The organism is Candidatus Bathyarchaeia archaeon (genome assembly GCA_038873195.1).
Classification (GTDB): Archaea; Thermoproteota; Bathyarchaeia; order Bathyarchaeales; family Bathycorpusculaceae; genus DSLH01.
In genome coordinates this window covers 1,185,265-1,211,109 of sequence record JAVZEV010000001.1, presented here as the reverse complement: position 1 = coordinate 1,211,109, position 25,845 = coordinate 1,185,265, and the positions used below count along the sequence as shown (strand labels likewise).

Sequence of the window (25,845 nt, the reverse complement as noted above, 5' to 3'; positions counted from 1 at the left end):
TTTCCACGTACAGGGAGGGAAACAATGTATGTTGATTCATGGAAAATTAGGAACGCGAGAACTTGCTTTGGCGGTTACTTTCACGGCATTATATGTTGTCTTTGGCGTTGTAAAATTTTCTCCAATTATTGGCTTGCCGGGGCAAGCAATCACTGCCGCTGCAATTTTTGCTCCAATAATAGGCACGCTTTTTGGACCTTACATAGGCGTGTTATCTGCAGGTCTTGGTGGAATAATTGGCATTTCCGTGGGTTATTTTTCTTTGTTGAGTTTTGCGGCGGGCGTTGTTGCGGCATTATTGAGTGGTGCGGTCTCAAGGGGCAGAAGAATGGTGTCAGTGATTGTTTATCTTTTAATTTTTCTTCTTTTAGCCTTCTATCCAGTTATTGGACCCGCGTGGCTGTATCCGCCATATTTGTGGTTTCAAATAGTCGGTTTTATTATTCTTATTTCACCTTTGCAGTCCATAGCCATAAAAGAACTTAAATCAAATAGTGATTCACGTCTTCTTTATGCGTTTTTTGTAACATCTTTAACTTCAACACTTGCTGGGCAAATAGCGGGTTCGGTAACTTACGAGGTGATTATTTATCCAGATATAAAAGGAGCAACAGGCACATGGTTAGCTACGGCTTTACTTTATCCAATGGAAAGAGTAATAATTGCAATTGGTTCAGCTATGATAGGAACGACTTTGTTCAAGATTTTGAAGAATACAAATTTTGTTTCTTTTTTTAATAACGTGAATCGTGAAGAAAATTGCTCATGAAAATGCATTCTTTGAATGGTATCATCATGTCTGCAGAACTGTAGACGTTATCGTCAAATTCCACCGGGGCATCTTTAATCAATACTATTGGAGTTTTCTCTGTTGTCTCTCCCATTAATAGATGTGCAGCAGAAGCTAAATCGTCTGCAACTGCGTGGTGCGTGATAGCTAATGGTTTTCCATAAATATCTTCTTCTCCTCTCCGGTCTATTACGGGTTTGAAGCCAGCAACAGCCAAGGCTAAACCTTCAGTGCCTTTCCTAAGCGGTGCTAAACCACTATCCACAATTAAGACAGCAACCAGCTTGCTTGTTCTGCGCATTATTTCTTCCTTTACGTTTTTTGCCCATTCTTGAGGATTTTTAGGCCACAAGATCACGTAATCCTTTGGTGCGTTTTTGTTGTCTATACCAGCATTAGCGGTTAAAACTTCGTCCTTAAGTGTTAAGATTGCTTTCTCTACGCCTCCGTAGATTTTGTCTGCTTCGCGTAAAATGAGCTCTGCAAATTCGGGTTGGAGCGAAAAGCGTTTTGCAAGTTTTTTCGCTTTTTCAGAAGGTTTTATGTCGTTTAAGTTTACTAAGCGGTTCTGAGCGTATGATATGATTTTTGAAGTTATTGCCAGCACATCGTTATCTTCTATCTCTAAATTCTGCCTTTTCAGCGCCTTCAAGATGATGTCAACCAAGTTGTCTCCGGTTTTCACAAGTTCTGTTTTAACGGCGTAAAGTCTCATTTACGTTTATCCTCCATGTATTACGGGAATAAAAACCACTTCGTCTCCATCTTTTAAAAGAGTTTGTAGACCGTTGAGGATGCTGATTTCTTTTCCGTTAACAAGTATGAGCGTGTTTGGTCGCGGGTCTTCCAACTCTGGGTCAATCAAAACTTTCTTGAGCTTAGGCATTTTCTCAACAATTTTATTTATAATTTTTCTTAATGGCGTCTCCTCTTCGAGTTTTATGGTAATTTTGCTCTTCCCAGACACACTGCGGAAAGCGCCGACGAATCTCACTGTTATTGTCATTTTGTTCCCTTGTTTTTACTTTTCTTTAGAGAACCACTATCAAGGAAATATCGTTGACATTTGTGCCTGTCGGTCCTGTAAATATTAAATCGCCGAGTTTTGAAAAGAAATGGTAAGAATCGTTTTCGGCTAGGAATTTTTCTGGTGCCAAACTTAATGCTGCGGCTTTCGTTAACGTTTTTCCATCGACTATTGCTCCAGCAGCATCTGTTGGGCCGTCTATGCCGTCTGTGCTCAGCGAAGCTACAACCACTCCATCCGTTTCTTTTAGTTTCAACGATGCGGCTAACGCTATTTCTTGGTTTCTTCCGCCTTTTCCTTTTCCAGTGACTGTGACGGTTGTTTCTCCGCCTGCTATTATGACTGCAGGTTTCGGAATTGGGTTTCCAGACGCGTTGACTTCCCGTGCTATCGAAGCAAGCATTGTCCCTACGTGTCGCGCTTCGCCCTCCAATGTCGCAGTCAACAGAAGCGTGTTCAACCCTTTTGATTTGAGGTATTCACATGTGGCTTGGCTTGCAAGTCTGTTGTTTCCGACAACGACATTAAAAACTTTCTTGAATGCTTCGTTATCTGCTTTGGGAGTTTCTGGAATTACGCCTTTTTTTCCGTCGGACAATACTTTCCTAATGGATGTAGGCACTTTTTCCCACAAACCATATTTTTCCAGAATCTTTATTGCATCACTAAAAGTAGTTGAATCTGGAACTGTTGGTCCGGAAGCAATGAAATCTAACGGGTCGCCAACCACATCGGAAAGTATGAGGTTTAGAATTGTGGCTGGATAGGCCTTTTTTGCGAGCCATCCGCCTTTGAAATCTGAAATATGCTTTCTGATGGTGTTAATCTCGTTTATGTTAGCGCCGCACTTGAGCAATGCGTTAGTGATTTCTCTTTTGTCAGCGATTGTTATTTTGCCACGCGGCAACGGCATGAGACTTGAACCGCCCCCGGAGATTAAGCATATGACCAAATCATTCTCTTCTGCATTTTCTACTATTTCCAACATGCGCCGGGTTCCTTCCACACCCGCTTCGTCTGGAACAGGATGACTTGCGCCGTGAAGTTTTATTATGCTTGTTTCGTATTGGCTACCGTGAGGAACGTTAACAAAGCCGCTTTTTATTCTGTTGCCAAGAACATGTTCTAAGGCTTCAGCCATTGTGCCGCTTGCCTTTCCTCCACCTATCACGTAAACATTCTTGAATCTCTTTAAATCAAAAGAATAACCATCAACGTAAAGTGTTGAATTTTTCACTCTAAGTTTTGTTTTTATTATTTGTTTTGGGTCGACTGTTTTTAATGCGTGTTCGAGGCTTTCTAGGGCTAGTTTTCTTGCTTTTTGGTTATGCGGTGTTTCGCCGTTTTTGATTAGTTGGTCCTTGTTCTGTATTGCTATCATAATTAACCCATTGTTGATTTTGCAAATTACTTTGCGTAAGTGTAATAAGTCAATAACTAATAAAGAATTTCGCGCAAACCAAGCTATGGTGATTATGATGCCGAAACCAAAAGTTTACGTTACCCGCGAGATTCCAGAAAGAGGCTTAAACAAGATAAAGAAGTATTTTGAAGCTGAAGTTTGGCCTGAATATGCTCCGCCGCCCAAGAAGGTCATAATTGAAAAGGCTAAGAACGTTGATGCACTTGCCACGCTTTTGTCAGATAAAATAGACAGTGAAGTTTTCGATGCCGCACCTAAACTGAAGATTGTCGCTCAAATGGCCGTGGGCTTCGACAACATTGACATTCCCGAAGCTACCAAACGAGGCATTTACGTGACTAACACACCTGAAGTTTTGACTGACACAACAGCAGACTTCGCCTGGGCTTTATTGATGGCGGTAGCGCGGCGCGTCGTCGAAGCCGACAAGTACGTTCGCACTGGACAGTGGAAGGTTAGTTGGCATCCAGCAATGATGCAGGGAAGAGACGTTCACCATGCAACTATAGGCGTAGTTGGCGCTGGCAGAATAGGCTATGCAGTTGCGAAGAGAGCGAAAGGTTTTGACATGAAAATTCTCTATTACGATGTAATACCGAGACCAGAGATGGAAAAAGATTTAGGCGCAAAACGCGTTGATTTGGACACGCTTTTGAAGGAATCAGACTTTGTCAGTCTCCACGTACCATTAATGAAAGAGACTTACCATTTGATAAATGCTGAAAAACTCAAACTCATGAAGAAAACGGCATATCTAATAAACAACGCCCGTGGACCTGTCGTGGACGAGAAAGCCTTGTACCAAGCTTTGAAAGAGGGCAGAATTGCAGGTGCTGGACTTGATGTTTTTGAGCAAGAACCAACACCGGTGGATAATCCATTGTTGAAACTGGATAATGTGGTTGTGGCGCCTCATATTTCAAGTGCCAGTTATGAAACGCGTTCTCAGATGGCTGAGATGGTTGCAGATAATCTCATTGCGTTCTTTGAGGGGAAGAAACCACCGAACCTTGTTAATCCAGACGTAATGAAAGTGCGACCGTTGTCAAAGCTATTTTAACCATTATTTTTCTGTCAATTACACTGTAATAGTTAAATACTCAATGTTTTTTAACTGTCTTTTTCCTTTCAAGTTTAAGGTGATTTGAGTGCCCTCCATCTTTGCGAAAAGAATGGAAACTCTTGGAACAGAAACAGCTTTTGAAGTGCTTGCGAAGGCAAAAGCGCTCGAAAAGCAAGGTAAAGAAGTAATACACTTGGAAATTGGAGAGCCAGATTTTGACACGCCAAAATACATTAAAGAAGCTGCAGTAAAGGCTTTGAATGACGGTTACACGCATTATGTTCCATCAGCAGGCATTCCAGAACTTCGAGAAGCAATCGCTGAGCATATTGCAAAAACTAGAAACATCGAAGTCAGCCCAGACGAGGTGGTTGTGACTCCAGGCGCGAAGCCAATAATGTTCTTCGCTATTCTCGCTTGCGTAAACCCCGGCGAAGAAGTTTTGTATCCAAACCCCGGCTTTCCAATTTATGAGTCTTTGATAAACTTTGTTGGCGCTAAAGCTGTGCCTATACCGCTTTTAGAGAAGAACGATTTTCGCATTGACCACGAGTATGTCAAGAAGAAGATAACGAAGAAGACGAAAATGATTATTTTGAATTCGCCGGAAAATCCGACGGGCGGCGTTTTGACCAAGGAAGATTTGAAGGTTATTGTTGACTGCATCGGCGACAGAGACGACGTGCTTGTGCTTTCAGACGAAATTTACGACCGAATAATCTATGAAGGAAAACACGAAAGCATTGCTTCGTTTCCAGGAATGAAAGAGAAAACAATTATTCTCAATGGCTTTTCGAAGATTTACGCGATGACAGGCTGGAGACTTGGCTACGGTGTGATGCGAAAAGATTTAGCACAAAAAGTCGCCCAGCTTATGACCAACTCCAACTCTTGCACAAGCGCCTTCATTCAAATGGCTGGCGTAGCGGCTTTAAAGGGTCCGCAGAAAGATTCGGAAAGAATGGTTGAGGAGTTCAAAAAACGAAGAGAAGTCATTGTTTCTGGTTTGAACAAGATTAAGGGTATAACGTGCAAGAAACCGCGTGGTGCCTTCTACGTGTTTCCGAACATAACTGGAACTGGAATGGACTGTAGAAAGCTTGGCGACTACTTGCTTTACGAAGCGGGCGTTGCGGTTCTGCCTGGAACCTCCTTCGGAAGTTATGGTGAAGGTTACTTGCGTTTGTCGTTTGCCAATTCGGTTGAGAACATCAAAAAAGCCTTAGAGCGTATTTCTGCGGCTCTTGAAAAACGGTAGTTTCTCCTTAATCTTCTATTTTTTCTCCGGTTAACGTTTCTACTATGTCTGAGGCTAATTGTATCAGGGTGTCTGCTTTTTTCATGACTCTTTCACCATCTGCCTCGCCAAATTGTGCAAGTTGCTGTACTGTTCCTTCAATTTCGATTAGAAAACGCAGAAGAGGGTCTTCGGTTGCTTGGGTTTTTTCTGCTGCGTCTCTGATGACGTTTTCTATGAATGCCGGTTCTCCGAGGCTATAGTATATGGCATTTCGGGCTTTCCTTATGGCTTCGAAAGCCAAGCTTGGAGCCATGTAAGGCATTTTTCTTGCAGCTTCAAGCTCCGCTTTTGCCTCTCGTAAGTATCGCAGCGCCCATCCGCGTCTATAAGCGTCCATCATGTATAGTTAGCCTCTGTTTTATTCTTAAAGGAAATAATCGTTATTTTTAAGGTTATTCTTCTTCTGTGTCTTCTGAGGTTTCGCTTGACGGAGAGGCGGTTTGGGTTCCGGCAAAAGCGTGTGTTATGTATCCTGCAATTTGGTTTCTCACTTTTGTGGTTGCACCTTGTACGAGGGTGTCAACCACGCGTTTATTTTCGTCAAAATTGTTTGAGAATCTGTTGGGAAAACGTCTAATGAGTTCTTTGGCTACTCGTTTAATTTGTTCTGTACGCACATTTCCCAAACCATTGTTTCCCCCAAGCACGCAATGAAACTTTATCCTCCGCAGTTAAGACTGTGGCAAAGTAAACCATCAATAAACAACAACCTAATTTAACTTTACTCCAAAGAAAACTTCAAAATTCTTTATTATCTGTTCTGCAACATCTACCGCATTCATTTTTTTGATTTCTGCTATTGCTTTAACAATTGTCGGAATAAAAGCGGGTGTTGTTCTTTCGCCATTAAAGGGCTGTTTGAAAAAGCGCACTGGTCCATCAGTTTCCGTTAACAAATTAGTTAATGGCGCTCTTCTGACAACTTCGCGTATGCCATTTGAATATGCTGCAGGCGGGCCTTCGGTAATGTAGTATCCTTTTTCAACGGCTTTCGTTAACGCGCTTATTGGGTTGCTGAACCAGTGAAGTAACACTTTCTTAACTTTGTAGGAAGGTAGCATATCAACGATTTTGGCTGTGGTGCCCCGCGAATGAATTATGACTGGTAAATCAAGCCTTTCAGCCAGATGTAGCATTTCGTCAAAAACTTTCAATTGTTTATCCCATATCTTTTCGTATTTGATGTCTAACCCTATTTCGCCGATGGCAACCAACGCCTTGTTAGTGTTCTGCTCATAAATCAGCTCCATCGTTTTTTGAAGTTCTTCTTCGGTTAAAGCTTGCACGTTCCACGGATGAACCCCCAATGCAGCGTAAACCATCCTCTTGTATTTCTCAGTTAGCTTGAGACTTTGGACGCTTGTTTTAAAATCCATAGAGTTAGATACTAAAGCAACAACGTTGGCATTTTTGGCTTCGCTGATGATTTCATCTACACATTTAGCATATTCTTCGTCTGACAAGTGAATATGCGCGTCAACGAACCTCATCACGGCATCCTCTTTAAGCGCAGACTACATAATCAAGTATGCTTTTATAATTTATCTTCCAATAAAACAATGGCATACATAGAAGCCCTATGCTTAAAGCGTCGACTGGGAAATCAAAAATGGAAAAACCAGAGCTTCTGGATACATGGCAAGATTTTTCTGATTACTGGAGCCAAGCACGTTCCCAAAGCGTAGATGAACAAATCATATTGTGGCTTACTCTTTACATGAAAAAGTATCCAGAATTGTTAAGCAAGCAATTACAAACTTACGAGGAAGACGGGTTAGATTGGAAGGAAATAGCTAAGAAAATCTTTCCTTCATTTTTAAACCGTTTTCCGCTGATGCAAAAGGCGAGAAACAACATCATTCGCGTATACAAGCCCGTTTACTCGAAAACCGCTGAAACTTTGAAACTTCATTTCAACATAACTTTCGTTGTTTACGTTGGCATTGGGTGTGGCGCTGGTTGGGCAACAACCTGCAAGGAGCAACCAGCAATTCTGCTTGGCTTAGAAAACATCGCAGAAGAAAAGTGGCATACCCAGCAAAAACTCGAAGGCTTAATTTCTCATGAAATTGGACATCTCATTCATATGAACTGGCGAAGAGGGAGGCAAATGTTTGAAGAAACAGAAAAAGACCCGTTGTTCCAGCTTTACAGTGAAGGTTTTGCTCAGAGATGCGAACACATAATTTTGGGAAAAGAAACTTGGCACTTAGCAGAAGATGAGAAATGGCTTTCGTGGTGCAAACGACATAAAAGTTGGCTAGCTAAAGAATTTCTTAAACGAATCAAAAATCAAATGACAGTGAAAGACTTTTTTGGTTCGTGGTTCAACATTCAAGGTAAAAAGCAAGCAGGATATTTTCTCGGTCATGAATTCATTCGTGCGTTAGAAGAAACTCGCAGTCTGAGGAAAATTGCACTTCTGAAAGCAGAGGATATCAGAAAACTTGGAATAAAGTATCTGAACACTCTTAGCAACAAAACCTTTGAATGAGAGAACGAAGTATTTCACGGAGAACATTAACAATAAAGGTTAAATATTGCTTTAAATAGAAAAAGAGGCTACGAGGAGTCTTTATGGTTGATTTAGAATTAGCTGTAGCCCCAATGCACAGATTATGCAAAAAGGCAGGAGCCGACCGCGTAAGCGAAGCAGCAGCAAAAGCCCTAGCCAAAGCGTTAGACGAGATTGGCGTGAAAATCGCCAAAGAAGCATTGGATTTTGCAATGCATGCTGGAAGGAAAACCATAAAAGCTGAAGATATTGAAATCGCCGCCAAAAAAGTTATGGGCAAATGATCTTTCATTTCCGCAATATCCCTCTTCTTTTTCAAACTTTTAGAAATAACCATTTTTCTTAATAAGCGCCATATGTTGTTCTATAAAGAATAAACGTAACGTTGAAATAACACGGAACGATTAAACGTAGAAAACCTAAAGAACCACAAAACAACCTTTCAATTAATGGAAGTTGATTAGTAATGGGCGGTAAGAAAAAACTCAGTTTAAAACAGATGGAACGTACACAAGCGAAAAAAGACGAGGAAGAGAAAGAGAAGAAAGAAAAGAAAAAGGAAAAGGCAGGACCACCGAAAGAAAAGAAGCCCCTCGCAATATCAGTTCCAGACGTGAAAAACGAGAAAATTGTTGGCGAATTGAGAAAGATGCCTGTTTTAACGCCTTATGTTGTGGCTACACGCTTTAACATAAGAATAAGCGTGGCGAAAGATTTTCTCGAGCAGCTCGAAGATGAGGGCGTTGTGCAGTTGGTTTCGGGGAATCACACAATCAAAATATACAAGCCAGTAGCAGATTAACTAGCCTAGTTTCACTTTTATTTCATCATCAATCGTAGAGGTTTAGAACCTTATTTGGACTTTCCAGAGAGAATCTACACTAAAGAAGAGGTTAAAAAAGCTAAAGAACTCGTTGACAAAGGACATAAACACCGCTTAACAATCAAAGGAAAACAGCAATTCAAACAAAAAGTCACACAAGCACTCGAACTTATCAAAACTGCTGGTTACTATGATTTTTTCAGAACTTACATTAACAAGATAATAGAGATTGACGGTTTAACACAACTGCGAGAGTCAGAAGCGGCAATCTGGGCAAACAAATATGCAGTCGAAAACATAGTAGACGCCGCCAGCCTTTTCATACAAAAAGCTAATCACATGAAAGAGTATCTCGAGGGCAAACTATACTATGGCGGGACCGCAGAAAAACGCTCTGTTGAAAAACGCATCGAATTTCTCAAAGTTTTGAAAGAGAAAACACAGAAGAAAGAGATAAAAGAAGAATGCGAGAGGCTCCTAAAATTCTGGAACGAAAGCGCCCTAGTTTACTAGAAGCTCAACCCTGATTTTTGTTCCGCTTTTGACCTTTTCAAAGATTTCCAAGTTTTTAGTAACTTTACCCAACACATTAACTGGACTGTAAGGCTGCGAAGCCCCAAAAAATATGCATATGGCACTTCCCATAGGCCAGAATGCTATAGTGCCCTTTTCCACCGTGCCTTTAGCTTTTTCTTCTCCCATTTTGATTGGCGTTTCAAAGTAGACTTCCTCTTTCCACAAGGCTGCTCTGCCTTCTATTGGAAGTTTCCTTACTATCATGTCTACTGTTCTCGGCGCTAGAAAACGCACCAGTTCGCCTTCTGCCTCTCCAAGTTCTTCGATTACGAATTTTATTTTTACACGTGAAATTTCTGCTGTTTCACTGCTCATTTTTTACCAGTCCTTTGAATGAACTCTGCCAAAATCTGTTCTAACGAAATCGGCCCAAGAACTTTAAGTTCGTATTTCACTCTTACGGTCGGCTTGTTTATAGTCATTACTCTTCTTAGGTCAATCGGTGTGCCAATCACGACAACATCGCATGGAGTTTTGTCGATTGTTTCTTTGAGTTCTGCTATTTGCTTTCCACCGTAACCCAACGCTGGAAGGATTGCTCCTAAATGCGTGTATTTCTTGTAGGCTTCTTTTATCGAGCCCACCGCGTATGGTTTCGGGTCGACAATTTCAGCTGCTCCAAGTTTCTGTGCTATGATTGCGGCTGCTCCATAAGGCATGTTGCCATGAGTCAACGTGGGGCCATCTTCCACTGCCAAAGCCTTCTTTCCTTTGATTAGCTCAGGTTTGTCGGCTGTTATCGGCGAAGCCGCATCTAAAATGATAGCTTGCGGGTTAACCATTTTTATGTTTTCCTTAACCTGCCTAACATTTTCCGGATTCGCCGTGTCCACCTTGTTTATTATCACGACATCTGCCATTCGCAAGTTAGCCTCGCCGGGGTGATATGTAAGTTCGTGTCCTGCTCTGTGCGGGTCAGCCACGACTATGTGCAAGTCTGGTTTGTAGAATGGTAGGTCGTTGTTGCCGCCGTCCCAAACTATGACGTCTGCTTCTTGTTCCGCTTCATGCAGTATTTTTTCGTAGTCAACTCCAGCGTAAACGATTATGCCATTGTCTATGTGTGGCTCGTATTCTTCTCTTTCCTCAATTGTGCATTCATGTTTGTCCAAGTCTTCGTAGGAAGCGAAACGTTGGCAAACTTGTTTTCTCAAATCACCATAAGGCATTGGATGTCTGATCGCTACAACTCTTAAACCCATGCTCTTTAGAATTTTTGCAGCTTGCCGCGAAGTTTGGCTTTTTCCAGAGCCTGTTCTCACAGCGCCCACGGAAACCACGGGAACCTTTGACGCGACCATTGTGGTTTTGGGTCCCATCAGTCGGAAGTCTGCGCCGCTCGCCAGAGCAATCGACGCTTTATGCATTACATATTCGTGTGACACATCGCTGTAAGCAAAAACAACTTGGTCAACATCATATTTTCTTACCAGTTCGGGAAGCTTTTCTTCTGGATAAATGGGTATGCCGTTAGGATAGTTTGGTCCGGCAAGTTCTGCAGGGTATATTCTGCCTTCTATGCCTGGAATTTGCGTGGCTGTGAAAGCCACAACTTCGTAGGCGCTGTTGTTTCTGAAGTAGACGTTGAAGTTGTGGAAGTCTCTTCCAGCCGCGCCCATTATAATAACTTTGATTTTTTGCATAGACTATTCCTCGCAAAACCCCAGATGGAGGGGGTTCACTACTATCTTATCATTCCATATAAACCTTAACTTGACAAACTAACCTAACAAATGTAGAACTGTAGTGGCTATGAAGTCAATTTGCTCTTTAGTGACGCTTGGATGAACTGGTAACGAGAACACTTGGCTCGCGGCTTTTTCTGTTTCTGGAAGTCGGTATTTTCCGAGTCTGCGATAGTAGGGCATGAGGTGTATTGGGTTCACGTAACAAACTACTGCACCTATTCCTTTTCGCTTTAGTTCTTCAACAATCTTGTCTCTTTGCGTTCGTTTTGCGTTTTTCATTCTTACAGTGTAAAGATACCAGCTGTGCCTGTAACCTTCTGGTTCTTTCGGCAGCTGCAACTTCTTTGATTTTTTCAGTTTTTCTGTTAGCCGCCGTGCATTCATTCTTCTTTGCGCCACAAACTTCGGCAGTTTCTTGAGTTGCACGCAGCCTATGGCGGCTTCCATTTCAGGCATGTGATAATTGTGTCCAAGCATCAGCGATTGATACTTTTCTTTTTCTCCATGGCTTCGCATATACCGCAGCGTCTCCGCAATCTCGTCATCGTTAGTGGTTACCATGCCGCCTTCTCCAGTTGTCATGTTTTTGCTTGCGTAGAAACTCCAACATGCAGCGTCAGCGAATGCGCCTGGCGGTTTTCCCTTGTAGCTTGCGCCGTGGGCTTGGGCTGCGTCTTCAATAATCTTTAACCCGTGCTTGTCTGCGATTTCTCTTATTGGTTTCATGTCGGCGGGCAGACCGTAGAGGTCCACGGGCATTATTGCCTTTGTCTTTTTTGTTAGGGCTTTTTCAATTTTTTCTGGAGAAATATTGTAGGTTTCTGGGTCAATGTCGACGAAGACTGGTTTTGCTCCAGCGATTACTATGGCTTCTGCGGTGGCGACAAAAGTGAAGCTGGGCAGAATGACTTCGTCTCCACGTTTTATGCCTGTCGCAGCGAGTGTTGAATGTAAAGCGCCTGTGCCGGTGTTCATGGCTATTGCGTGTTTTGCTTTCATGAAATGCGCAAAGTTTTTTTCAAATTGTGTGACCATTGGACCCGCGCCGAGTCCATGTGTTAGTATGCCGCTTTTTAGAACTTTTACAACGGCTTTGATTTCTTCTTCTCCTATTTGTGGGGCATTGATTGGAATCATAAAGTTCGCCTTCTAAAGTAGTAAGTTTTCTATTCTAATAACTTCTGCGTTTTATTCGGAAATTGAACAAAAAGTAAGGGTTTTAAAAAGTTTGAAAATTGCCGTTTAGGTTTTTGACTCTGTTTAGGAATTCAGCCATTTCTTTTTCTACTTCTTCTTTTCTTTTTGTCAGAAACTCTAGCTCTTCCGCTATTTCTTTTAACCACTCTTTAATTGCGAAATTGCATTCTTGCTGGGTCATTTTCGCAAGGTATCCGGAAACATCTTTAGCGGCTTTTTTTCTTAATTGGTGTAGTGGATAGTTAATTTGTTGGAATTTTGAGAAGGGAAAGAAGTGTCTGGTTGACCGTGGTTTCATTAGGCGTCCGCTGAGTCCCGCTGAGATGACTTCTTTAATGGGGATTTCGCCGTCTGAATTGCATATGTAACGGTGGATGCGTCTTTTTCCAACGCGGATTTCTGGATTGTTACAAGCGTCAACAAGTATTACTGGTATAAGCGTGTAGCCTAAACTTTTAAGCGCAAGCCATCGATGCATCCCATCAAGAATAACATGTGTCTTTTCGTCAGCTATTATTGGATATTTTAGTACACCGTCTTTTAGAATTTCTTGTTTAAGCAGTTCAAAGTAAATTGGCGAACCTTCCTCGTGGGGTTTCAATTCATCAATGGGCAATAAAGCAATTTTCAAATTTGATTTTTCTGTTAAGACGGTGTATGTCACTTGCTTTTCCGTCCTTGTGGCAGCTGAATTTGCGGGACTTCAATTTTTTCTGGTTCATAATCCACGAGTTTTCCAGCGAGGAATTGTTCATACGCTGAAAGGTCCAGCAAGCCGTGTCCGCTGTAGTTCATTGCGATGATTTTCTTTTCGCCTGTTTGTTTGCATTTTAAGGCTTCGTCCACTACATATTTTAGGCTGTGAGCGGTTTCCGGAGCTATAATTAAGCCTTCAGTCTGGGCTAGTATTTTGGCGGCTTGGAAAATCTCTGTTTGGCTGTAAGCGTAAGAGCGCATATACCCCTTGTGGATTAAGTATGAGATTGACGGTGCCATTCCATGATACCTTAAACCACCCGCATGAATAGGCGGACAAGCATATCCGTGTCCTAACGTTAACATCTTGAGAAGTGGCGTCATTTCTGCAGTGTCGCCAAAATCATATGTGTACGTGCCTTTGGTTGTGTGTGGAACTGCTTTTGATTCACAAGCAACAAATTCCGTGTTTGTTTTGCCTTTGAGCTTGTCCATCATAAATGGAAAGCAGAAGCCCGCGAAGTTTGAGCCGCCGCCTATGCAGCCGCAAACCACGTCGGGATATACGCCTATTTTTTCGAATTGTTTCTTGGCTTCCAATCCTATTATGGTTTGATGCATGAGGACATGGTTCAGCACCGACCCCAGTGAATAGCGTGTGTCCTCGTGGGTTACCGTGTCTTCTATTGCTTCGCTGATGGCTATGCCAAGTGTTCCGGGATGGTTTGGGTTTTCTTTGAGGAGTTTTTTGCCGAAGTTTGTTTGGTCGCTTGGTGATGGAAACATTTCTGCTCCATAAAGTTGCGCAATTATTCTTCTTCCTGGTTTTTGCTGGTAACTTGCCCGTACCATGTATATGCGGCATTGTAAATCGAAAAGTGTGCAAGACAAAGCCAAGGCGGTTCCCCATTGTCCAGCGCCTGTTTCGGTTACTAATCGTTTGATTCCCTGTTTTTTGTTGTAGTATGCTTGCGCGAGAGCGGTGTTGGTTTTGTGACTGCCTGTGGGGCTGAAGTTTTCGCATTTAAAGTATATTTGTGCTGGCGTTTTCAAGTAGTTTTCAAGTCTTTTGGCTCTGTATAGAGGTGTTGGACGTGGTAGCCTAAGGTATGCTTCGCGCACTTCTTCCGGTATTTTTACGTATCGTTCGGTTGAGACTTCTTGGAGTATTAGTTCTTTTGCGAATATTCTTTCGAGTAGTTGTGGGCTTATGGGTTTCATTGTTGTTGGGTCTAGTGGTGGAGATAATGGTTCTGGGAGGTCGGCTTGTATGTTGTACCATGATGTTGGGATTTCGTCGGGGTTTAGTTGTGTGAAGTGTTCGTTTTTTTGCGTCATTTATTTTTCACCTATGCACATTTTAGTACTTTTATGTACATTAGTAAACATCTGATAATACGAACATATTTATACTTTATTCCGCAAAAATGTACATGAAGGCACAGCAACATGTGGAACAACATCAAAAAATACCTAGAAGACTATCCAGAACGGCTCCGAGTAGCACGCGTACTCGTAGAAAACGGATTAAGCGTAAAAAACAGAAAAATCTACCTAAACGAAATCCAAATTCCACCCGTACGCATAGCACGTGTTGCGGGCGTAGACAGACGCACAGTAGCCGAAACCTTGAATGCCATAAATGCAAACCGCGAACTTCGACTAATATTTGAAGGCTTAAGGTCTGCGGGACATTCGTTGAAGGAGATTGCTAAACACCTGAACCTTGGAGTTGTCGAAATAACACCCGTTGACGCGCGAATACCGGGAATACTTGCAAATTCAGCCATGACTCTAGCAAAAAGCGGATTAAGCATTAGACAAGCAATCGTGGATGACCCAGAACTGTCGCCCGAACCAAAACTAACTCTAATTGCTGAAAGGAAAATTCCCGGAGAGCTAATTCCAGAGCTTTTAAAGATACATGGCATAGCTAAAGTCTCTGTGTATTAGACGCTTAACTTTGCCATGAGTATCTAACAACTTTTATATTTGTTGAAGTTTGTAGTTAGGTTTCAAAGGTGAACGTTTATGGTAGATTTCGCTTTCACTGAGGAGCAAGAGCTCTTCCGCAAAGCCGTTCGTGAATGGTGCGAAAAAGAACTGTCTTTGGAAAAGGTTAGGGAAATGGACAATAAAGGTGAGATTCCAAGAGAACTTGTTAAGGGTTTGGGGGATTTGGGTCTTCTTTTAATGACGATTCCAGAAGAGCATGGTGGTGCTGGTTCTGACTGGCTTACGGCGTGTATTGCTGCGGAGGAGCTTGGCTATGCAGATATTAGCATTGCTTTGCCTGTGTTGTGGCTTGTGGGTTCCTCTTGGGGATATGTTGTTGACAAATACTGCAGTGAACAAGTGCGGGAAGCTGTGATTCGTAAAGCTGTTAAAGGTGACGCTTTTATTGGTATAGCTTCCACAGAGGCTGGCGGCGGTTCGGACGTTGCAGCTTTCAAGTCCTCGGCACGCAAAGAAGGTGACATGTGGGTTCTTAATGGCGAGAAACTGTATATCAGCGGCACAGAAGAAGCGAAAAAATGGGGCGGCGGCTACTTTGTCATTGCCAGAACTTCTCCAGCGCCTCCCGAAGCTTCACACCGCGGAATGACCGCTTTCTATTTACCAATTGACGCGCCAGGCGTAGAAGTTTACAAGCGATTTGAGGACATGGGTAGAATGGCAATCTCAACCGGCGGCTTCGCAATGGATAATGTGAAACTGCCTGATTCTCACCGCATAGGAGAGGTTGACAAAGGTTTCTATTTGACCATGGAAGGCTTTGACAATGCGAGAATATTAATCGCAGCTGTCTGCGTTGGTGCAGCTCAACGAGCACTGGAAATTGGCATGGACTACATTAAAGAGCGAAAAGCGTTCGGCAGACCCATCGGCAAGTTTGAAGGCATCCAATTTGAATTGGCTGATGACTGGGCACAACTTGAGGCTTTACGGTCACTTGTTTATCGCACTGCATGGATGAACGACAAACGATACAAAGAAAAGAAGTTTTCAGCTTTAGAAGTTAGCCGAATGATTGCAGCCTGCAAGCTTATCGCGCCGCATTTCGCTTTTGACGTTTTCAAGCATGTCATGCTTTGGCATGGCGCTTATGGCTACACGAAAGAATGCCCCTTAGAAATGGGGTTGCGGGGAATAATGAGCTACTGTGTAGGCGCAGAAGGAACAAGCAACATACAAAGAATAGTCATAGCAAGAGAACTCCTAGGCAAAGAATATATACCATACAAATAACCACCCTTTTCACCTTTCCAAACTCAAAAGCCAAATCACAATCAACCAAAAGTTCAACGTATTTATAAGGGGGGTATACTCTTTTCACACACCTACTCAAGCTGCTTCTTTAAAGCATCTTTCAACGCAGGCAAAACATCATAAAGATTACCAACCACACCATAATCCGCCACTTCAAAAATCGGCGCATTCTCATCTTTATTAACCGCCACAATAACCTTCGCATCCCTAATCCCAGCAACATGCTGAATCACACCAGAAATCCCACATGCAATATACAATTTCGGCTTAACCTTATGTCCAGACAAACCAACCCACTCCGTAAACCATTTCCTGTCCTCAGCCAAAGGACGCGTGTTCCCCACAACGCCGCCAAGAACACCCGCCAACTCCTCTAACAACACCTTATCCTCCTTCTTCTCTAAACCACGCCCACAACTCACTATCACATCAGCATCCTCAAGCCTAACACTACTCGTTTCCAAAGGCTTAACGTCAACCACCTTAGTCTTTGGTTCTTCAATTTTCACATCCAACCTAACCAATTGACCATTCCGCTCTTTTGGCTCTGGCTTCTCAAACACCCGCGAAGGAATCGTAACAATACATGGCTTAACTTTAAACGCAACTTTTGCAACAGCATTTCCTCCATAAGTTATCCTTTCGCCTACCAATCGTCCTTGCCCGTCAATGTCCAACCAGTTACAATCAGGAATAATTCCAGCATCAAGTCGAGTCGCCAATCTCGCAGCAAGCGATTTCCCATTCCGCGTCGAACCAATCAACACAATCTCCGGCTTATAACTGACAACCAAATCATGCAAAACTTTAAGATAACATTCTAAACGGAAACTCTCTAACATAGAATTCTCTGCAAGATAAACCTTGTCAGCCCCGCATTTTATCAGTTCCTCCACTCTGCCTTGTACATTAAAACCAAGAACAACCGCAATTACTTCTGATTGCCATTTGTCCGCAATTTCCCTTGCTTTACCAAGCATCTCCAACATCAAATCTTGCCTTTCAGAAAAAACCCAAACACCACCAAATTCACTCATACACACTTCACCTTCTTTTCACCACGCCTTCCTGAATCAACGCCTTCGTCAATTTATCTGCAATCTCTTGCACACTTTCACCAGCAATCCTAATCTTCTTACGCTCCGTCTTAGGCGCCAAAACATCAACCACATCAACCTTTGCAGCCAACTTCTCCTTCTGCAAACCCAAATCCTCAACCGACCACAGAACAATCTCCTTCTTAGACGCCTTCATAATCATCATCAACGAAGGAATCCTAGGCTGATTAATCCCACGCGTAACAGAAACAAGCAAAGGCAAACCCACCCTAACAGTTTCAACAACATCCTCAAGCAATCTCTCAGCAACAACCGCTTCACTCTCCACCAACAACTTCCTAACATAACCAACATGCGACAAACCAAGCAACTCCGCCAACCGCGCACCAACCACACCAGAAAAACCATCCAAACTAGTTTCTCCGCAAAGAATCAAATCAAACACGCCAATCTTCTTGATAGCTTCAGCCAAAACATAAGCAGTGCCCCACGTGTCAATATCCCTAAGGCTTGCATCATAAACCATGTACGCCTTATCCGCACCCATTGCAAGCGCTTCACGCAAAACCGCCTTAGCATCTTCTGCAGTTACGGTCACGGTGACAATCTCAACATCACCGCCTAACTTTTCTTTGATTCGTATGGCTTCTTCCAACGCATTCCTGTCAAAATCACTCATCTTCCTCGGCGCACTTTCCACCAGCAACCGCCTCGTTACTGAATCAGTCTTTAACTGAGAAACATCAACCGCTTGCTTCAAACAAACAATTATCCGCCTCAACTTCTCTTATCCCCTTAGCTCACACTTAGGAAAATGCATGCTTAACATTATAAATATTAAAAGTTTTGCCGCCAAACGCGAATCTTAAAGTTAAATACGCAAACTCTTCTCACTACACCAAAGAGAGTTAACCACATGCATTTCGAGATAAAATGCTCCGAATGCAATCACTCATCTCTTAACTTACTTAACTACAAATGTCCAAAATGTAGCCAACCCCTAAACATTCAACTCAAACTAAAATTTGAACCTAAAAAAATACACAAAGAAAACCGAAGCCTATGGCGATACGCGGAATTCTTCCCATACATAAAAAAAGAAGACATCATAACTCTAGGCGAAGGATGGACACCACTAACCAAACTGTCAGGCAACGGCTACGTAAAAACGGAAAGCCTAAACCCAACTGGCTCATTCAAAGACAGAGGTTCCACAATACTAATTTCCGCATTGCATAAACAGATAAAGAAAAAGAAAGGCTACATAGCCGAAGATTCCTCAGGCAACGCAGGCGCATCAATAGCAGCATACGCAGCGCGCGCAAACTTAAAAGCAAAAATCTATGTCCCAGAAAACGTCGCTGGACCAAAATTCAACCAAATCCAATTCTACAATGCAGAAGTCACCAAAGTAAAAGGAAACCGAAGCAAAGTAGCTGAAGAAGCCCAAAAACCCGAGAAAGGAAAATTCTATGTTGGACATATACTGCATCCCTTGTTTAGAGATGGCATAAGAAGTCTCGCCTACGAAATAGCTGAACAGTTAGATTGGCAAGCTCCAGAACGTGTTTACTTGCCAGTTTCCGCTGGAACATTACTTTTAGGCGTCATAAACGGATTCAAACACTTAACAGAATCCAACATAATAAAGAAAATACCAAAAATAATCGCTTGTCAAACCCAGCAAGTTTCACCATTATATCATCGTTTCAAGGATTTACGCTATGCTCCGCCAGAAAAAATAACATCAATCGCAGACGCGCTAGTAAGCACAAACCCTCCACTATTAGAACTCATGGTAAAAAGCTTGAAAGAAACAAACAGCGACGCAATAATAGTTAATGAAAAGGAAATTTTAGAAGCCTTCAAAGAACTAGCCCGATTAGGCTTCTTTGTAGAACCAAGCTCAGCCGTTGCCTACGCATCCTACAAAAAACAACTCAACAATAAAGAAACATCAAAAAATGAAAAAACAGTAATAATCCTAACAGGAACCGGACTAAAAACAACACTCAAACCAAACTAACCAGTTTTCCAAAAATGTGTCACCGCAAAATCCAAATTTCCGCTTAAACCTTAGAAAAACTTATATTGTAATGCTGTTACTCATTTGAGACGCACTAAAGGAGGTTTGAATTGATTTGTCATCACCCGCTCAAGCAGGCGGTGTGCCAGTTTTAGTATTAAGAGAAGGCTCAAGCAGAAGCAGAGGAAAAGAAGCACAGCACACAAACATTATGGCCGCAAAAATAGTGGCTGAAACAGTAAAAAGCGCCCTCGGACCGAAAGGCATGGACAAAATGCTTGTGGACAGTTTTGGCGACGTAACAATAACCAGCGATGGACGCACAATCCTTGACGAAATGGACATCCAACATCCAGCAGCAAAAATGATGGTAGAAGTTGCAAAAACACAAGACAACGAAGCAGGAGATGGCACAACAACCGCCGTAATACTTGCAGGCGAATTGCTTGGCAAGGCAGAAGAACTCATCGGAAAAAATATTCATCCAACAATAATAATTGACGGATACAAGAAAGCCTCAGAAAAAGCATTAGAAATTTTAGAAAAAATCGCCATACCCGCAGAATCCAACACGCAAGAATACTTGAAAAAAGCCGCAATGACATCGATGGCAAGCAAACTCGTAGCTGAACACAGAGAATACCTTGCTGATTTAGCAGTCAAAGCAATACTTGCAGTTGCAGAAAAAGAAAACGGAAAATACAAAGCAGACGTAGACGATGTCAAAGTAGAAAAGAAACCAGGCGAATCACTAAAAGACACCAAACTCATTCAAGGCATCGTCCTAGACAAGGAAGTCGTTCACTCCGGAATGCCTAAACGCGTTGAAAAAGCCAAAATAGCGTTACTTGATACGCCATTAGAAATTGAAAAAACAGAATTTGACGCCAAAATCAACATAGAAAGCCCCGAACAAATGGAAGCTTTCCTAAAACAAGAAGAAGAAATGCTACGTGACATGGTTGAGAAAATAGCCGCGATAGGCGCAAACGTAGTGCTATGCGAAAAAGGCATAGATGACATGGCACAACACTTCCTAGCCAGAAAAGGAATCCTAACAGTAAGACGAATCAAAAAATCAGACATGGAAAAACTCGCAAAAGCCACAGGCGGGAAAATAATCACCAACATGGACGACATGAGCGCAGAAGACCTAGGCTACGCAAACCTCGTCGAAGAACGCAAAATAGGCGACGACAAAATGACCTTTGTAGAAGGATGCAAACATCCACGTGCTGTCACCATACTCATAAGAGGCGGAACCGAACGCATAGTAGACGAAGCAGAACGTTCACTACATGACGCCCTATGCGTAGTCAGAGACGTAGTTGAAGAACCCAAAATAGTAGCTGGAGGTGGCGCACCAGAACTTGAAGTTTCACGCATGCTCAAAAAATACGCTGAAACTCTTCCAGGAAGAGAACAACTCGCCGTAAAAAGCTTCGCAGAGGCACTAGAAGCCATCCCAATAACGCTGACAGAAAACGCAGGACTGGACCCAATCGACATACTCTCTGAACTAAGAGCAAAACACGAAAAAGGCGAAAAATGGAACGGAATCGAAGTCCACTCAGGAAAAGTCCAAGACATGACCGAAGCTGGAGTATTTGAACCACTATCCGTCAAAAAACAAATAATCAAATCAGCCACAGAAGCAGCTTCAATGATACTAAAAATCGACGACGTCATTGCTGCAGGAAAAATGAAAACCCCACCAACACCACCTGGTGGTGGACCTCCAGGCGCTGGATATCCAGGTGCTGGAGAGTATTAGAAAACGTCGAGAAAAGAGAAGAAAATTTTGATAGGTCCTCCAAAGCTTACGCGTTTCGAGAAAGCAAGGATAGTTGGGGCTAGGGCTCTGCAAATTTCAATGGGTGCACCCATACTCATTGACGTGTCAGAAGGCTTTTCAAGTCTGATAGACATTGCGTTAAAGGAGCTTGAGGCTGGAATTTTGCCTATGACTATTAGGCGAACGTTGCCTGATGGAACTTACCAAGATATTCCGTTGAAGTGGCTTCTTGAGGAAAAATAAACAAATAATAGTAATTACTTTTTCTACTTTGACTTTTTCAAGTTTTCTTTTGCTGTATCCAGCGTGTTTCTAATTCTTGTCCAGTGTGCGCCTTGCCAGTAGATTTTTTCGCATTTGGGACATTCCCAGAACTCGTTGTAGTTGGAGAACGTGTTTTTTTCTACTTTATTGACTACTTTTTCTTTAGGAATTGGTTTTACTCGAGTGTTGCATTTTGGGCATCTAGATTTTTCCATGTTTATTTCCAGTTCTATTTTGAATCGCTTTGCAAGAAATGCTAGTCTTTCTGCCTCTGTTGTTCCTTCTAAGTAAAAGGCGTCAAGTCCTTTTGCTATGGCTTGTTGATAAAGCTCCAAATCTCTTGTAAGCAAAATTCTCCGTTCTTTTTTGGCTATTGTTATTAATTTGGCATCATCAAGTTTGTTTGAATATTTTACGTTATGCCCTAACATGCGAAGCCAACGCGTCAACTTTCCAAGCATGCCGTCAACAATAAATTTCACAGCTTATTCTCTCCGGATAATTTGCCCGCTTCCTGGCTTTGCTACAATTTTTTCGTCTTCCATTACTAATTGACCGTTAACGAATGTTTTAACGGGTTTTCCCTCTACTGTCCACTTGTCGAAGGGGGAATATTTTGCTTTAGAATGAAACTTTGACGCGTCAATTCCATACTTTTTATTTAAATCTATCACTGTTAAATCAGCACTATAACCCTCTTTTAAATAGCCTCTACTTGTTAACTTGAAGATTTCAGCAGGTTTTTCAGCCATCAAACTTACAACGTCGGCTATTGATAGTCTTCCGCGGTTGACTTCGGTAAGTATTAACGGAAGTGTTGTTTCTAATCCTGGCACACCAACCTTAACATCCCAAATGCTATTCGCTTTTTTCTCCTCCAGAGTATGTGGCGCGTGGTCTGATGCAATAATGTCAATCCAGCCGTTTTTAATTCCCTTCCAGAGAGCATCGCGATGGTGTTTTTCTCGTACAGGCGGCATTGTTAATGCTAAAGTTCCGATTCGTTTTAGTTCGTTTGAAGAGATAAGTAGATGATGCGGTGTTGCTTCGCAAGTTATTGGCATTCCTTTTTTCTTTTCATCAACAATTATGCTCAAACCATCTTTCGTGCTTACGTGACAGAAATGAATGTGTGCGCCAATTTGTTTGGATATGCTCAGTATGCGTTTTACTGCTTTTGCTTCAGCGTTTGTGGAATGTGCCTTGAGAAATGCGTCAATATCATTACGGTTAGCACGTTTGAATTTGTGTTCAGCTTCTTTCAAGCTTGACTTATCTTCTGCATGAACAGCTATTGGAACTTTCATTCTCGCAGCGATTCCAAAAGCCGTCAGAAGAGCGCCATCATCATCAATGTTTAACCCGCCGACTTGCTCAGCCATAAAAAGTTTGAAAGCCACAGTGCCCTCAGCAATAATTTTTTCTATCTCGCTATTCTTTTTCGGAAATTCAGAATAGAAGCCCACATTAACCAATATCTTCTTTTCAGCCTTTTTCATTCGATTCTTTAGAGCCTCAATACTCATTGTAACGGGATTGTTGTTGGGCATGTCCAAAACTGTCGTTATTCCACCTGCAGCTGCTGCAGCTGTTCCGCTGTAGAAATCTTCTTTGTAGGCTTTTTCTTCGTCTCGAAGATGCACATGAACATCTATTAAGCCAGGCAAAACAAGGAGGTTTTTTAGATCAATTTTTGTTTCCGCCTTGGGCATGGTAGCTTCTTTGCCTATTTTTAGAATTCTGCCTTCGTTTATTGCAAAACTGCAGTCCACTAGTTTTTTGTCTACATAAGCTTTTGCGTTGCGTAAGACTAAGTCAACGCCCAAGACGATTACTCTCTTCTATAAATTTGGCGGAATTATGTGATAAGAGTTTGCTTTACTCTATTATTTTGAAAAAGTCTCTTTCTGTTATTATGCCAACAATCTTATCATTAACAACAACTGGAACAGCGCCTATATCTTTGTCCTTCATTATTTTTGCTGCTTGACCAACATCAGCATTTGGGCTGATGGTAGCAACGTTTTTTGTTGCTATCTTAAGCGCTGGAGTGCTCAAAACTTGCACTATAGTTCCTGAACGTAAATATGCGAATACTTCGCCGGAACCGAAAAATCGTATAATATCCATGGTTGTTATAATACCTACTACTTTGCCGTCGGAAATTATGGGCAGTCTTCTGAAACCTTGCGCCGTCACGGTTTTTTCCACCTCAAAGATTGTCGTTGTTGGTAATGCCGTCACCACTTTTTCTGACATCAACTCAGAAACTTTTACGTCGCTTATTCTGTCGGCGAACATGTTGGCAATGTCCCGCTCCGTAATTATTGCTCTAACATGATTTTCTTCGTCAACAACTGGTAAACCACCAAGATTTTTCTCCGTCATTAGCGCTATAGCTTCACTTATTTTTGCAGAAGTTTTGATTGAAACAACATTTTTTGTCATAATAAGTCTTATTGGCTCGTTTATAGCTTTGAAAATGTTCCCGCCATATTTTTGCTGGATTATCTCAAATTTTTTTCCTCCACCCAAGTAATCTATTATATCTGTGGCTGTTGCTATTCCTTCAAGCGTTTTTGTTCCTGGATTAGCGATTGGTATTCGACGGAATCCTTCTTTAGCCATCATTCGCACTGCATCATAAATTGGAGTCGTCGGAGCCATTGTCACAACAGGGCTTTTTGCAATATGCAGTATTTCGCCTTCACGTTTTTTGGAAGGATGAGTTTTTAATGAAACAGGGCCTTTACCCCTTAACGTTCGCCTGAAACTTTCTCTACTCAATTGATTTTCCTCTCATTTCACAATTAATCTGGCAACATCTTCTCGGTCAACTATCCCAATCAACTTGCCCTCTTCATCTACAACTGGGACTCTGCCTATATCTTTTGAAACCATTATTTTAGCAACTCTGATGACTTTTATTGAAGGTTTAACAGCTATCACTTGTGTTTTCATTATGTTAGAAACTTTCGTAGAAGCAAGGAAACGTCCCTTTTTAGATTCAAAAGTTGGCAATAACGCACCACTTTGGAGAAGGTCTTTTTGTGTGACAATGCCTACAAGTTTATCTTTTTTGACAACTGGAATCCCAGCAAGAGATTTGGTTTGCATCAAGCGCCAGATGTTGTCCACTTCGTCTTCTGGTGTGCATGTTACAATTTTTTCTGACATTATTTCTGAAACTGCCTTAGAAAGCTTTTCTGGGCTTGTTTTGATTATGGCGTCGATGAAATTTTCTAATCCTAGAACTCCTTTGTAAGTTCTTTCTTGATGTGAATCTACTACTGGTATGTTCCATTCGTCTTGCTTAATAATTTCTTTGACTGCCGAGAAAGCGTCTTCTTCAATCGTTGCAGTATATTTGGGACTTGCCATTATACCTTTTACTCTTATAGGCGAAACGGAAGAGGAAATAACCATTACATTGCCACGTGAAACTACACCTAAAAGCTTTTTATGTCCATCAGTTACGGGAAGAATTCTTAACGCGAAATCACGTATTATTGCACGGGCTTTAGTTGCAAGTTCATCATCATAAATTGACGGATGCTTCTCGTTCACGATTTCTTTAACACGCAAGCAACCGCCTCTTATTCCTCACTTTCTACTTCAACTCTACAGTCCTCACATAGAAATTCGCCGTTAAATTCTTGCAAGTTATCCGACCAACCTCCACATCGGTCGCAGTATCCGCTGAGAGGCGCACTTTCTTCTTCTGCTTCTTGGGCTCTGTTTTCGCCTTCTATAAGCGCTCTTTCTTGGATTGTTTCTATGAGTTCTGGCATAACTGCTAAAACGTCTTTGCTTGAAACCAGCCCAATCAGTTGCCCTTTATACATGACCCCTAACCTTCTGATGTTCAGCCGATTCATTCTTTTTGCTGCTTCGCTTATTGTTTCGTCGGGTTCTATGGTTATCAGTGGTGTGGTCATGACGTCTTTAGCCTTTATCATTTCTGGCTTAACATTTTTGGCTACTACTCTTGTGACAAGGTCTCTTTCCGTGATTATGCCAAGTGGTTTTCCTTGTTTGCTTGTCACTATTATGCAGCCTAAACCGTGTTTGTCAATGAGCTCTGCAACCTTGTTGGTTGGTGCGTTTTCTTCTATGGTTACTACTGGGCTGCTCATGACATCTTTGACTAGCATTTTGGAGGACCTTAATCCTATGTCTGACATTGGCTTATCCACACTGTAACATTTGCTTTGACGGGCTTAACTTCAATCAAGTCAAGATGGGAATCCAGAATTTAAGATTTGTTATGTTTCAAGTTGTTACAGTGTTTGCTTGAGTGAAGTTTTATTAGCGACTGTTGGCTAATGCAGTTA

At 42.1% G+C, this 25,845-nt stretch carries 29 protein-coding genes and 1 pseudogene; 12 read left to right on the top strand and 18 right to left on the bottom strand.

Going from position 1 to position 25,845, the window contains the following annotated elements:
• Window positions 1-28 precede the first annotated feature (28 nt).
• Window positions 29-769 (top strand): hypothetical protein, encoded by a 741-nt coding sequence (locus QXW63_06780; protein MEM3461593.1) that lies wholly within the window; start codon window positions 29-31, stop codon window positions 767-769.
• Here the strand turns inward: QXW63_06780 and cofE are convergent.
• Genes cofE through QXW63_06765 form a run of 3 tightly spaced genes read right to left on the bottom strand, consistent with a single transcriptional unit; the run spans window position 735 to window position 3,198 of the window.
• The gene (gene cofE / locus QXW63_06775) at window positions 735-1,505 is read right to left on the bottom strand and encodes a coenzyme F420-0:L-glutamate ligase (protein ID MEM3461592.1); all 771 of its coding nucleotides are present in this window, start codon (window positions 1,503-1,505) and stop codon (window positions 735-737) included. The genes QXW63_06780 and cofE overlap by 35 nt on opposite strands.
• 6 nt (window positions 1,506-1,511) lie before the next feature.
• The gene (locus QXW63_06770) at window positions 1,512-1,796 is read right to left on the bottom strand and encodes a MoaD/ThiS family protein (protein ID MEM3461591.1); all 285 of its coding nucleotides are present in this window, start codon (window positions 1,794-1,796) and stop codon (window positions 1,512-1,514) included.
• Between the two features lie 25 nt (window positions 1,797-1,821).
• Window positions 1,822-3,198, bottom strand: coding sequence for a glycerate kinase (locus QXW63_06765; protein MEM3461590.1), 1,377 nt, complete (start codon window positions 3,196-3,198; stop codon window positions 1,822-1,824).
• 97 nt (window positions 3,199-3,295) lie between these two features.
• Here QXW63_06765 and gyaR point away from each other — a divergent pair, with 97 nt between their 5' ends.
• Both gyaR and QXW63_06755 read left to right on the top strand, forming a co-directional pair.
• A complete protein-coding gene (gene gyaR / locus QXW63_06760) occupies window positions 3,296-4,300 on the top strand; it encodes a glyoxylate reductase (GenBank protein ID MEM3461589.1) in 1,005 nt (334 codons plus the stop codon).
• 88 nt (window positions 4,301-4,388) lie between these two features.
• Window positions 4,389-5,561: a pyridoxal phosphate-dependent aminotransferase gene (locus QXW63_06755; GenBank protein ID MEM3461588.1), complete on the top strand. Its 1,173-nt coding sequence runs from the start codon at window positions 4,389-4,391 to the stop codon at window positions 5,559-5,561.
• A 7-nt stretch (window positions 5,562-5,568) separates the two neighbouring features.
• Here the strand turns inward: QXW63_06755 and QXW63_06750 are convergent, their stop codons facing one another.
• From QXW63_06750 to QXW63_06740, 3 genes are all read right to left on the bottom strand, one after another.
• The gene (locus QXW63_06750) at window positions 5,569-5,943 is read right to left on the bottom strand and encodes a hypothetical protein (GenBank protein ID MEM3461587.1); all 375 of its coding nucleotides are present in this window, start codon (window positions 5,941-5,943) and stop codon (window positions 5,569-5,571) included.
• A 52-nt stretch (window positions 5,944-5,995) separates the two neighbouring features.
• Window positions 5,996-6,220: a 30S ribosomal protein S17e gene (locus QXW63_06745; protein MEM3461586.1), complete on the bottom strand. Its 225-nt coding sequence runs from the start codon at window positions 6,218-6,220 to the stop codon at window positions 5,996-5,998.
• Window positions 6,221-6,313: 93 nt separating this feature from the next.
• Complete coding sequence (locus tag QXW63_06740; protein MEM3461585.1) at window positions 6,314-7,093, bottom strand: TatD family hydrolase; 780 nt, start codon at window positions 7,091-7,093, stop codon at window positions 6,314-6,316.
• 119 nt (window positions 7,094-7,212) lie between these two features.
• Here QXW63_06740 and QXW63_06735 point away from each other — a divergent pair, with 119 nt between their 5' ends.
• The 4 genes from QXW63_06735 (at window position 7,213) to QXW63_06720 (ending at window position 9,454) form a co-directional block, all read left to right on the top strand.
• Complete coding sequence (locus QXW63_06735; GenBank protein MEM3461584.1) at window positions 7,213-8,097, top strand: hypothetical protein; 885 nt, start codon at window positions 7,213-7,215, stop codon at window positions 8,095-8,097.
• Window positions 8,098-8,180: 83 nt separating this feature from the next.
• A complete protein-coding gene (locus tag QXW63_06730; protein ID MEM3461583.1) occupies window positions 8,181-8,402 on the top strand; it encodes an NFYB/HAP3 family transcription factor subunit in 222 nt (73 codons plus the stop codon).
• A gap of 182 nt (window positions 8,403-8,584) precedes the next feature.
• Window positions 8,585-8,920: a 30S ribosomal protein S25e gene (locus tag QXW63_06725; GenBank protein MEM3461582.1), complete on the top strand. Its 336-nt coding sequence runs from the start codon at window positions 8,585-8,587 to the stop codon at window positions 8,918-8,920.
• Window positions 8,921-8,974: 54 nt separating this feature from the next.
• Window positions 8,975-9,454 carry a hypothetical protein gene (locus QXW63_06720; GenBank protein ID MEM3461581.1) on the top strand — a complete coding sequence of 160 codons (480 nt, stop codon included), beginning with the start codon at window positions 8,975-8,977 and terminating at the stop codon, window positions 9,452-9,454.
• Here the strand turns inward: QXW63_06720 and QXW63_06715 are convergent.
• The 5 genes from QXW63_06715 to QXW63_06695 all read right to left on the bottom strand — a co-directional run bounded on the left by QXW63_06715 (window position 9,443) and on the right by QXW63_06695 (window position 14,436).
• The gene (locus QXW63_06715; protein MEM3461580.1) at window positions 9,443-9,832 is read right to left on the bottom strand and encodes a cyclophilin-like fold protein; all 390 of its coding nucleotides are present in this window, start codon (window positions 9,830-9,832) and stop codon (window positions 9,443-9,445) included. The genes QXW63_06720 and QXW63_06715 overlap by 12 nt on opposite strands.
• Entirely contained in the window at window positions 9,829-11,160 is a 1,332-nt protein-coding gene (locus QXW63_06710; GenBank protein ID MEM3461579.1) for a cyclic 2,3-diphosphoglycerate synthase, read from the bottom strand. Before QXW63_06710 ends, QXW63_06715 begins: the two co-directional genes overlap by 4 nt.
• Before the next feature lie 78 nt (window positions 11,161-11,238).
• Window positions 11,239-12,342, bottom strand: a complete 1,104-nt coding sequence (locus QXW63_06705; GenBank protein MEM3461578.1) for a DegT/DnrJ/EryC1/StrS aminotransferase family protein — start codon at window positions 12,340-12,342, stop codon at window positions 11,239-11,241.
• A gap of 82 nt (window positions 12,343-12,424) precedes the next feature.
• Complete coding sequence (locus QXW63_06700; protein MEM3461577.1) at window positions 12,425-13,066, bottom strand: ParB N-terminal domain-containing protein; 642 nt, start codon at window positions 13,064-13,066, stop codon at window positions 12,425-12,427.
• A complete protein-coding gene (locus tag QXW63_06695; GenBank protein MEM3461576.1) occupies window positions 13,063-14,436 on the bottom strand; it encodes a TrpB-like pyridoxal phosphate-dependent enzyme in 1,374 nt (457 codons plus the stop codon). The genes QXW63_06700 and QXW63_06695 overlap by 4 nt, the downstream gene beginning before the upstream one ends.
• Window positions 14,437-14,547: 111 nt before the next feature.
• Here QXW63_06695 and QXW63_06690 point away from each other — a divergent pair, with 111 nt between their 5' ends.
• Both QXW63_06690 and QXW63_06685 read left to right on the top strand, forming a co-directional pair.
• Window positions 14,548-15,051, top strand: coding sequence for an amino acid-binding protein (locus QXW63_06690; GenBank protein ID MEM3461575.1), 504 nt, complete (start codon window positions 14,548-14,550; stop codon window positions 15,049-15,051).
• Window positions 15,052-15,129: 78 nt separating this feature from the next.
• Window positions 15,130-16,347, top strand: a complete 1,218-nt coding sequence (locus tag QXW63_06685) for an acyl-CoA dehydrogenase family protein (protein ID MEM3461574.1) — start codon at window positions 15,130-15,132, stop codon at window positions 16,345-16,347.
• Window positions 16,348-16,439: 92 nt separating this feature from the next.
• Here the strand turns inward: QXW63_06685 and QXW63_06680 are convergent, their stop codons facing one another.
• Window positions 16,440-17,405 carry an electron transfer flavoprotein subunit alpha/FixB family protein gene (locus tag QXW63_06680; GenBank protein ID MEM3461573.1) on the bottom strand — a complete coding sequence of 322 codons (966 nt, stop codon included), beginning with the start codon at window positions 17,403-17,405 and terminating at the stop codon, window positions 16,440-16,442.
• Between the two features lie 7 nt (window positions 17,406-17,412).
• Complete coding sequence (locus QXW63_06675; GenBank protein MEM3461572.1) at window positions 17,413-18,207, bottom strand: electron transfer flavoprotein subunit beta/FixA family protein; 795 nt, start codon at window positions 18,205-18,207, stop codon at window positions 17,413-17,415.
• A gap of 135 nt (window positions 18,208-18,342) precedes the next feature.
• Here QXW63_06675 and QXW63_06670 point away from each other — a divergent pair, with 135 nt between their 5' ends.
• The 3 genes and pseudogenes from QXW63_06670 to QXW63_06660 all read left to right on the top strand — a co-directional run bounded on the left by QXW63_06670 (window position 18,343) and on the right by QXW63_06660 (window position 21,490).
• Window positions 18,343-19,452: a pyridoxal-phosphate dependent enzyme gene (locus tag QXW63_06670; protein ID MEM3461571.1), complete on the top strand. Its 1,110-nt coding sequence runs from the start codon at window positions 18,343-18,345 to the stop codon at window positions 19,450-19,452.
• 115 nt (window positions 19,453-19,567) lie between these two features.
• Window positions 19,568-21,226 (top strand): thermosome subunit beta, encoded by a 1,659-nt coding sequence (gene thsB / locus QXW63_06665; protein MEM3461570.1) that lies wholly within the window; start codon window positions 19,568-19,570, stop codon window positions 21,224-21,226.
• Between the two features lie 18 nt (window positions 21,227-21,244).
• Window positions 21,245-21,490: pseudogene (locus QXW63_06660) on the top strand (DNA-directed RNA polymerase subunit K).
• A 23-nt stretch (window positions 21,491-21,513) separates the two neighbouring features.
• Here the strand turns inward: QXW63_06660 and QXW63_06655 are convergent.
• The 5 genes from QXW63_06655 to QXW63_06635 are packed head-to-tail and all read right to left on the bottom strand — an operon-like array spanning window position 21,514 to window position 25,695.
• A complete protein-coding gene (locus QXW63_06655) occupies window positions 21,514-21,993 on the bottom strand; it encodes a Mut7-C RNAse domain-containing protein (protein MEM3461569.1) in 480 nt (159 codons plus the stop codon).
• Window positions 21,994-21,996: 3 nt separating this feature from the next.
• Entirely contained in the window at window positions 21,997-23,337 is a 1,341-nt protein-coding gene (locus QXW63_06650) for a dihydroorotase family protein (GenBank protein MEM3461568.1), read from the bottom strand.
• A 52-nt stretch (window positions 23,338-23,389) separates the two neighbouring features.
• Window positions 23,390-24,298, bottom strand: a complete 909-nt coding sequence (locus QXW63_06645; GenBank protein MEM3461567.1) for a CBS domain-containing protein — start codon at window positions 24,296-24,298, stop codon at window positions 23,390-23,392.
• Between the two features lie 12 nt (window positions 24,299-24,310).
• On the bottom strand, window positions 24,311-25,096 hold the full coding sequence (locus QXW63_06640) for a CBS domain-containing protein (GenBank protein ID MEM3461566.1): 786 nt from the start codon (window positions 25,094-25,096) through the stop codon (window positions 24,311-24,313).
• A gap of 11 nt (window positions 25,097-25,107) precedes the next feature.
• On the bottom strand, window positions 25,108-25,695 hold the full coding sequence (locus QXW63_06635; protein MEM3461565.1) for a CBS domain-containing protein: 588 nt from the start codon (window positions 25,693-25,695) through the stop codon (window positions 25,108-25,110).
• Window positions 25,696-25,845 lie beyond the last annotated feature (150 nt).

Excerpts from the sequence above, each read along its gene's own strand:
- QXW63_06735 (MEM3461584.1), top strand. The coding sequence starts at position 7,213 with ATGGAAAAACCAGAGCTTCTGGATACATGGCAAGATTTTTCTGATTAC.
- QXW63_06750 (MEM3461587.1), bottom strand. The coding sequence starts at position 5,943 with ATGATGGACGCTTATAGACGCGGATGGGCGCTGCGATACTTACGAGAG.
- QXW63_06780 (MEM3461593.1), top strand. The coding sequence starts at position 29 with ATGTTGATTCATGGAAAATTAGGAACGCGAGAACTTGCTTTGGCGGTT.
- QXW63_06715 (MEM3461580.1), bottom strand. The coding sequence starts at position 9,832 with ATGAGCAGTGAAACAGCAGAAATTTCACGTGTAAAAATAAAATTCGTA.
- QXW63_06710 (MEM3461579.1), bottom strand. The coding sequence starts at position 11,160 with ATGCAAAAAATCAAAGTTATTATAATGGGCGCGGCTGGAAGAGACTTC.
- QXW63_06680 (MEM3461573.1), bottom strand. The coding sequence starts at position 17,405 with ATGAGTGAATTTGGTGGTGTTTGGGTTTTTTCTGAAAGGCAAGATTTG.
- QXW63_06765 (MEM3461590.1), bottom strand. The coding sequence starts at position 3,198 with ATGATAGCAATACAGAACAAGGACCAACTAATCAAAAACGGCGAAACA.
- QXW63_06695 (MEM3461576.1), bottom strand. The coding sequence starts at position 14,436 with ATGACGCAAAAAAACGAACACTTCACACAACTAAACCCCGACGAAATC.
- QXW63_06705 (MEM3461578.1), bottom strand. The coding sequence starts at position 12,342 with ATGATTCCAATCAATGCCCCACAAATAGGAGAAGAAGAAATCAAAGCC.
- QXW63_06730 (MEM3461583.1), top strand. The coding sequence starts at position 8,181 with ATGGTTGATTTAGAATTAGCTGTAGCCCCAATGCACAGATTATGCAAA.
- QXW63_06685 (MEM3461574.1), top strand. The coding sequence starts at position 15,130 with ATGGTAGATTTCGCTTTCACTGAGGAGCAAGAGCTCTTCCGCAAAGCC.
- QXW63_06770 (MEM3461591.1), bottom strand. The coding sequence starts at position 1,796 with ATGACAATAACAGTGAGATTCGTCGGCGCTTTCCGCAGTGTGTCTGGG.
- QXW63_06635 (MEM3461565.1), bottom strand. The coding sequence starts at position 25,695 with ATGTCAGACATAGGATTAAGGTCCTCCAAAATGCTAGTCAAAGATGTC.
- QXW63_06740 (MEM3461585.1), bottom strand. The coding sequence starts at position 7,093 with ATGAGGTTCGTTGACGCGCATATTCACTTGTCAGACGAAGAATATGCT.
- QXW63_06690 (MEM3461575.1), top strand. The coding sequence starts at position 14,548 with ATGTGGAACAACATCAAAAAATACCTAGAAGACTATCCAGAACGGCTC.
- QXW63_06725 (MEM3461582.1), top strand. The coding sequence starts at position 8,585 with ATGGGCGGTAAGAAAAAACTCAGTTTAAAACAGATGGAACGTACACAA.
- cofE (MEM3461592.1), bottom strand. The coding sequence starts at position 1,505 with ATGAGACTTTACGCCGTTAAAACAGAACTTGTGAAAACCGGAGACAAC.
- gyaR (MEM3461589.1), top strand. The coding sequence starts at position 3,296 with ATGCCGAAACCAAAAGTTTACGTTACCCGCGAGATTCCAGAAAGAGGC.
- QXW63_06670 (MEM3461571.1), top strand. The coding sequence starts at position 18,343 with ATGCATTTCGAGATAAAATGCTCCGAATGCAATCACTCATCTCTTAAC.